Raw genomic sequence first — 7,122 nt, forward strand, 5'->3', positions numbered from 1 at the left:
ATAACCGATTTCCGTTCGGAGACGACCATGCAAACCAACACATCGACGGCGACGCCTTCTGCATCGTCAGGCAAGACGACGCTCGCGGTGCGCCGCTGGTGGGCGATCATGCCGATCGTTTTCATCACCTATAGCCTCGCTTATCTCGACCGCGCCAATTACGGCTTCGCGTCGGCGGCGGGCATCAACGCCGATCTGGGCATCAGCAAGGGCTTGTCCTCGCTGATCGGCGCGCTGTTCTTTCTCGGCTACTTCTTCTTCCAGATTCCCGGCGCGATTTACTCCGAGCGCCGCAGCGTAAAGAAGCTGGTGTTCTGGAGCTTGATTCTGTGGGGCGGATGCGCGGCGCTCACGGGCATGGTGAGCAACATTCCATCGTTGATGGCGATCCGCTTCGCGCTGGGCGTGGTCGAAGCGGCGGTGATGCCGGCGATGCTGGTGTTTATCGCGAACTGGTTCACCAAGTCCGAACGCTCGCGCGCAAACACGTTTCTGATTCTCGGCAATCCGGTGACCGTACTGTGGATGTCCGTCGTATCGGGCTATCTGGTGAACTCGTTCGGCTGGCGGCACATGTTCATCGCCGAGGGCTTGCCTGCGGTGATCTGGGCCGTGATCTGGTGGTTCGTCGTCAAGGACAAGCCGGCGCAAGTGAGCTGGCTGAGCGCGCAGGAAAAGAGCGATCTCGATGCGACCTTGCGCGCGGAGCAGGCCGCGATCAAGCCGGTGAAGAACTATCACTATCGCGAGGCGTTCAAATCGCCGGCGGTGATCAAGCTGTGTGGACAGTATTTTTGCTGGAGCATCGGCGTGTATGGGTTCGTGCTTTGGCTGCCTTCCATTCTCAAGAATGGCTCGACGCTCGGCATGGTCGAGACGGGATGGCTTTCCGCCGAGCCTTATCTCGCCGCGACGATCGCGATGCTGCTGGCGTCTTGGGCGTCGGATAAATTGCAGGCGCGTAAGGCTTTCGTTTGGCCGTTTTTGCTGATCGGTGCAATTGCGTTTGCGGGTTCTTATCTGCTGGGGTCGACTAACTTTTGGGCTTCTTATACGTTGCTCGTGATTGCAGGCGCGGCGATGTATGCGCCTTATGGGCCGTTCTTTGCGATCGTGCCTGAGTTGCTGCCTAAGAATGTCGCCGGCGGGGCGATGGCGCTTATCAATAGCATGGGGGCGCTTGGGTCATTTGTCGGGTCCTATGTTGTCGGGTATTTGAATGGGGCGACGGGGTCGCCGGCGGCCTCTTATGTTTTTATGAGTTTGGCTTTGTTGGTGGCGGTTTGGTTGACCTTGACGGTGCGGTCGCAGCGGGTTTCGTGATTTCGCGCTTTTCTTGTTCAGTAGCCGCCTTCCCGGCGGAGGGGTCACTTTCTTAGCGGCGGCAAAGAAAGTGACCAAAGAAAGCCGCTGGCCGATCCTAAGCACCTTCTTGAGCGGCCCCGGCACAGTATTAGAGACTTGGCACAGCAGTAGCGAGTGCTCTTGCGGTGTGTTCGGTTAGTGGTTCCCATGCGATTCGCGCTTTCTCGCCTGACAAGGTAACGGTCCCCTTCGGCTTACTCCGGCCCGCTGCGCGGTCGGTTTAGGGCCGTACGGGCAACCGGCAGGTAATTTCGGAAACGACCTCGAATGCCTTATCGCTTTCTTCGTTATTTGGCCCTACCTTGGTCAGTGCTCCAATGAATACATGCGCGCACGTACGGGAACGTTCGGCAGGGCAATGGAACGCGGCGAGCGGAGCTGATTGAGGTCTTCGGCACGAGTTGAGGAAGAACCTTTTTGTCTGTGCTCGGGGCTGCGCAAGATGCGCAGCGGAAAAAATGAGGCGTGTGTGTGGGAAGTGAAATGCGGCTCGCTTCGATGTTCAAAAGCCTAAGCCTTTGTCGGAGAGCTGCCCGAGGTAGGACCGAATAACGATGGAACCGATGCCGCATTCGAGGTCGTTTCGGTAATTCCCTGCCGGTTGCCTATACGGCCCTAAACCGGCCGCGCAGCGGGTCGGAGTAAGCCGAAGGGGACCGTTACCTATTTGGGCGAGAAAGGAAAAATCGCATGGGAACCAGCGCCCGGACACACGGCGAGAACACTCGCTACTGCTGTGCCAAGTCTAAATTCCTGTGCCACGGCCGCTCAAGAAGGTGCTTAGGATCGGCCAGCGGCTTTCTTTGGTTACTTTCTTTGCCGCCGCAAAGAAAGTGACCCCTCCGCCGGGAAGGCGGCTACTGCAAATACAGCAGCAAAAACGAAACAAAAGCCAAGGAGCAAAGCCCAAAATGCGAAAGAAAATCGTTGCGTACAAAGCACTGCCAGCAGACGTAGAAGCGTATCTAAGCGAACACGCAGAACTAATCCAAACAGACCCAAAAGACCTAGCGCAAGCGTTAAAAGAGGCCGATGGAGCCATAGGCGCAAGCATAAAAATAACCCCAGAAATGCTAACCAACGCGCCCCGTCTAAAAGCGCTGTCGACGATCTCAGTAGGCTACGACCAATTCGACGTAGAAGACCTGACGCGCCGCGGCATCATCCTGACGCATACACCCGACGTGCTGACGGAATCCACTGCCGATACGGTCTTCGCGCTGATCCTGTCGAGCGCCCGCCGCGTCGTGGAACTTGCCGAATGGGTCAAGGAAGGCAACTGGAAATCGAGCATCGGCGAAGCGTGTTTCGGCGTGGACGTGCAGGGTAAAACGCTGGGCATCGTGGGCTTGGGCCGCATCGGCGGTGCGGTGGCGCGTCGCTCGGATTTCGCATGAATGTGCTGTACACGAATCGTCACGCCAACGAGCAAGCGGAAAAAGAATACGGCGCCACGCGCGTCGAACTCGACGAACTGCTCGCGCAATCGGATTTCGTCTGCCTGCAAGTGCCGCTCACGGCGCAAACACGCGGCATGATCGGTCGCGAGCAACTCGCGAAGATGAAAAAAAGCGCCATCCTCATCAACGCATCGCGCGGTCCGACGGTCGATGAAAACGCCCTCGTCGACGCATTGAAGAACGGCACGATCCGCGCGGCAGGACTCGATGTGTTCGAACACGAGCCGGTTTCCATCGACTCGCTGTTGCTGACAATGAAGAACGTCGTCGCGCTGCCGCATATCGGCTCGGCCACGCACGAAACGCGTCACGCGATGGCGCGCAACGCCGCCGAAAACCTCGTCGGCGCGTTGAACGGCACGCTCACGACCAACATCGTGAATCGCGCGGTGCTCGAGCGCTGATTTAAAGCCTCGGCTTCGGCATGCGCTAACATGACGCACATGCGAGGAGAATGACGACAGCGTCCATCGCCGCTCGAACGGACGCTGCGTCGACACGACACGACGACCATGTCCGATCAACCCAATCCGCCCGGCCGCGTGCCCGTGTTCGGCACGCGCCGCGCGACCATCACCGATGTCGCGCGCGAAGCCGGCACGGGCAAGACCAGTATCTCGCGTTATCTCAACGGCGAGACGGGCGTGTTGTCGCCCGAATTGTGGGAGCGTATCGAAGCGGCCATCGCCAAGCTCGACTATCGGCCCAATCAGATGGCGCGGGGCCTCAAGCGCGGCCGCAATCGGCTCATCGGCATGTTGCTCGCTGACCTGACGAATCCCTATTCCGTCGAAGTGCTGCAAGGCGTCGAATCCGCGTGTCATGCGCTGGGCTACATGCCGCTGATCTGTCACGCGGCCAACGAAGTCGACATGGAACGCCGCTATCTGCAACTGCTCACGACCTATCGCGTCGAAGGCGTGATCGTGAATGCGCTCGGCGTGAAGGAGGAATTGCTGCAGGGTTTCACGCAAGGCGGCATTCCCGTCATGCTGGTCGATCGCAGCGTCGAAGGCTTCGTGACCGATATGGTCGGCCTCGACAATCTCGCGGCCGTGTCGCAGGCAACGCGTCATCTCGTCGAACAAGGCTTCGACGAACTGCTTTTCATCGTGCAGCCGGTGACGCATGTCAGCTCGCGGCGCTTGCGTGAAGCCGCGTTTCGTGAGACCGTCGCGGCCCTCGACGTACGCGATATCAGCCGTGTCAACGGCGCGACGCTCGTGATCGATCTCGCCGATGCCGCGCCCGCGCTCGCCGAACTGGATCGCCGTGTGGCGGCCGCGCGCGCGACGGGCCGGCGCGTCGCGTTGTTCGCGGCGAACGGGCCGGTGGCGCTGCGTGTCGCCGTGCATCTGAAGGCGCGTTTCGGCGGCGACTGGCAGGCGCATATCGCGCTGATGTCGATCGACGATTCCGAATGGGCGCAACTCGCGGGCATGACGACGGTGCGTCAGCCGACATACGATATCGGCCGGCACGCGGTCGAGTTTCTGCATGAACGTCTCGGCGGCGCGGCGATGCCCGCGCGCGAATGTCTGCTGCCGGGCGAACTCGTGGTGCGGGCATCGACGGACAGGGCGACGAGCGCATCGGATCAGGCATCATCGAATCAGGAATCGAAGGTTTCAGGGAGTTGAATGGTCAGTGTGACGACGTTGATGAGCCTCGCGATCGCGACGCTCATCGTGGCGGCCTTGCCGGTCGTGTTGTACAAAAAGGCGCGGGCGCGCTTCGGGATCAATCCGCGCGAGACGATCCTGGGCGTCGCCGTGTTCGCGCTGTTTGCGATGGTGCTGGAGCGCGCGCTGCACGGCTACATGTTGAGCCAGGCATCGACGACGGCGTGGCTCACGAATCCCGCCGTGTTCGTCGTGTACGGCGTGCTGACGGCGGCGTTCTTCGAGGAAACCGGCCGCTATCTCGCGATGAAATGGCTCGTCTCGCGCGAGCCTTCCGCGCTCGAACGGCCGGGCGTCGGGCTTGCATACGGCATCGGGCACGGCGGGGCGGAAGCGTGGATCGTCGGCGTGCTGGTGCAGGCGCAATGGATCCTCTACGCGGTGCTCGCCAATCAAGGCACGCTCGATGGACACTTCAGCAGCGCGCCCATCGAAGCGCTCGCGCGCATCCACATGGTGCTGGCCACGTTGTCGCCCGTCTCGGCGACGATCTTCGTGGTCGAGCGCGCCAGCGCATTCGTGTTCCAACTCGGTTTTTCAGCGTTGATGTGGCAGTTGCTGCGCGAGCGATCGCGTCATGCGCTCGGCATGCTGATCGCGGCGCACGCGCTCGTCGGCCTGCCCGCCGCGCTGTTTCAGGCGCGCCTGATTCCGCTGCTCGCCGCCGATGCCGTGTATCTCGTGCTGGGCGTGATCGTCGCGGTCGCGCTGGTGCGGTACTATCGCGCGGCGGCGCAAGCGGCGCTTTGACATGTAATCGGGAACGAATTCATCGCCATGGACGAATACCAATACGAATGCCCGAGCCCGGATATCGACACGCTCGCGCATGTGATCTGCGATCTGTTTCCCGACCAGACGCGTTTTGTCGAGCGCAAGGACGACGAAGGCCGCACGTCGCTGACCATTCACTATGTCGCGATGCGCATGGGTCCGACGGCGCGACGCATCGCCATCGACGTGCGATTCGCGCCCGATGCGCTGGCGCGTTATCGCGCGATGCCGCCGCGTCTGCACGCGCGCAGTTATGCCGTGTTGCGCGCGTATGTGGAGGCGACGTTGGGATCGCTGGAAGAGATGCACGCGAACGGCGAGACCGTGCCGCGTGAGCTGGAAATCGACATGGGCGACGATTTCGCTTAAGGCGCTTTAAAGCGCCTTAAAGCTTTTCAGGCGTCGCGATACACCTTCGCGAATCGCGCCGCCTTCACGACGCCGTAATCGCCCGGCGCGTATTGCATGACCCAGTCGCCGGCATCGCCGGTCAGCACGTCACCGTCGTTCGAACGCGCGATGGTGAACGGCGCGTGCATCTGTTTCGCCAGCACGATGCTCGGCCGATTACGGTACGCGCCCGCGTCGCCATGCGCGATATCCGCTTGCGGCACGTATTTCGCATCGAAACGTTCGCGCGAGACTACCCAGCGCTCGCCACCGCTGCCGCTGACGATCGCATCGCCCACGGCGTAGCGGTTCGGTCCTTCGAGGCTCATCAGTTCGCCGGCGACGGCCGCGAATTCGACGCTCACGGTTTCGTCCTTGACGACGCGGCGCGGCGCGGCCGGATCGGCGGCGAGATCGAGTTGGGTGACATGCGTTATGGCGTGAGCTCTGTGAAGATCAGGGAGCGGGATCGTACCGGCTATCGCGCCATTTTGCATCACGCGGAAGATAAAAAGCCCGCATGTCGATGACGATGCGGGCCCGATCCGATCACGAGAACGCTTACGGCTTAGCTGCCGATGCCGCGTCCGCGCCCGACGCATGCGGCTTGCGCGGCGCATGCCCATGACGTCCCTTGCCGGGGCCGCCCTGACGGAACGCCGTATCGGCAAGCTTCTTCTGCTCGGGCGAAAGGCTCGTGTAAAGCGGCTCGAACGCATCGACCAGACGCTTGGTGCCGTCCGCGTCGGCCTGCGTGATCTGCGCGTATTGCTTCATGTCGTCGAGCGCGGGCGGACATGGTGTCGCGCTGGGACAGCCGCTGCCGATACAGATCGCCCATCGTATGCGCGTTGTCACGCATGACATCGGCGAACTTCGACCACTGATCTTCCTGCTGCGACGTGATTTTCAGGCTCGAATGGAGTTGCGTGATGCGCTCTTCGACGCGTGCTTCGCGCTTGGTCGGCGTGCTCGCCGATGCGGCGGGCTGCTGGCCGCGCCCGATGCCGCAGCCGGTGCCGAAGTTTGCGCGAACGCCGTGCTCACGATGCTGAACGCCGCCAATGCAGCGAGGGTCTTTTTCATTTCGCCTTACCTTGATTCGATGAATGGGGTCGGTTTGCGCCGCCGTTCGCCGATGCTTCGAAACGCGTTCGAAACGTAATCGAAAGCCGGAACAGACAACGCAGATGCCAAAGGCGAATATTAGTATCACGATTGCGCGACAATTCGCTCTTTCTCGCACATCTGCTTACATTCGATACGTTCGCGAATAATCGCCGATGCGCGGTTTGCCGCCGATGCATGCAAAACACAAAATGCAGCTAGTGTTCCGTCCCAGAAATAACTTTACATAACCGAGCCACTTTCTGAAGGATGGAATCGGCGGTTGCGGTCCAGACAAATGGACGGTTGTGCTGGTTGTAGCGTGCGACATAGCGCTCGATGCT

At 60.9% G+C, this 7,122-nt stretch carries 7 protein-coding genes and 2 pseudogenes; 5 read left to right on the top strand and 4 right to left on the bottom strand.

From position 1 onward, the window contains the following. Positions 1-27: 27 nt before the first annotated feature. The 5 genes and pseudogenes from BVER_RS12965 (at position 28) to BVER_RS12985 (ending at position 5,650) form a co-directional block, all read left to right on the top strand. Positions 28-1,323 (top strand): MFS transporter, encoded by a 1,296-nt coding sequence (locus BVER_RS12965; protein ID WP_050453646.1) that lies wholly within the window; start codon positions 28-30, stop codon positions 1,321-1,323. A gap of 953 nt (positions 1,324-2,276) precedes the next feature. Continuing rightward, positions 2,277-3,229, top strand: a pseudogene (locus BVER_RS12970) (2-hydroxyacid dehydrogenase). Between the two features lie 108 nt (positions 3,230-3,337). Next, entirely contained in the window at positions 3,338-4,465 is a 1,128-nt protein-coding gene (locus tag BVER_RS12975; RefSeq protein ID WP_050453648.1) for a LacI family DNA-binding transcriptional regulator, read from the top strand. Then, positions 4,466-5,257, top strand: a complete 792-nt coding sequence (locus BVER_RS12980) for a YhfC family intramembrane metalloprotease (protein WP_050453649.1) — start codon at positions 4,466-4,468, stop codon at positions 5,255-5,257. 27 nt (positions 5,258-5,284) lie between these two features. Further along, positions 5,285-5,650, top strand: coding sequence for a DUF3022 domain-containing protein (locus BVER_RS12985; RefSeq protein WP_050453650.1), 366 nt, complete (start codon positions 5,285-5,287; stop codon positions 5,648-5,650). A gap of 26 nt (positions 5,651-5,676) precedes the next feature. Here BVER_RS12985 and BVER_RS12990 read toward each other — a convergent pair whose 3' ends face one another. From BVER_RS12990 to BVER_RS33790, 4 genes and pseudogenes are all read right to left on the bottom strand, one after another. After that, on the bottom strand, positions 5,677-6,108 hold the full coding sequence (locus tag BVER_RS12990; RefSeq protein ID WP_370444239.1) for a PGDYG domain-containing protein: 432 nt from the start codon (positions 6,106-6,108) through the stop codon (positions 5,677-5,679). Between the two features lie 131 nt (positions 6,109-6,239). Continuing rightward, positions 6,240-6,605, bottom strand: coding sequence for a Spy/CpxP family protein refolding chaperone (locus tag BVER_RS33780; protein ID WP_369094829.1), 366 nt, complete (start codon positions 6,603-6,605; stop codon positions 6,240-6,242). Then, positions 6,581-6,757, bottom strand: coding sequence for a hypothetical protein (locus BVER_RS33785; RefSeq protein ID WP_232316529.1), 177 nt, complete (start codon positions 6,755-6,757; stop codon positions 6,581-6,583). Before BVER_RS33785 ends, BVER_RS33780 begins: the two co-directional genes overlap by 25 nt. A gap of 239 nt (positions 6,758-6,996) precedes the next feature. Further along, positions 6,997-7,122: pseudogene (locus tag BVER_RS33790) on the bottom strand (IS630 family transposase); the annotation flags it as partial.

Origin of the sequence: Candidatus Burkholderia verschuerenii (assembly GCF_001189365.1) — a bacterium.
GTDB classification, from domain to species: Bacteria; Pseudomonadota; Gammaproteobacteria; order Burkholderiales; family Burkholderiaceae; genus Caballeronia; species Caballeronia verschuerenii.

Coding starts and splice junctions, on each gene's coding strand:
- BVER_RS12965 (WP_050453646.1), top strand. CDS start 28: ATGCAAACCAACACATCGACGGCGACGCCTTCTGCATCGTCAGGCAAG.
- BVER_RS12975 (WP_050453648.1), top strand. CDS start 3,338: ATGTCCGATCAACCCAATCCGCCCGGCCGCGTGCCCGTGTTCGGCACG.
- BVER_RS12980 (WP_050453649.1), top strand. CDS start 4,466: ATGGTCAGTGTGACGACGTTGATGAGCCTCGCGATCGCGACGCTCATC.
- BVER_RS12985 (WP_050453650.1), top strand. CDS start 5,285: ATGGACGAATACCAATACGAATGCCCGAGCCCGGATATCGACACGCTC.
- BVER_RS33785 (WP_232316529.1), bottom strand. CDS start 6,757: ATGAAAAAGACCCTCGCTGCATTGGCGGCGTTCAGCATCGTGAGCACG.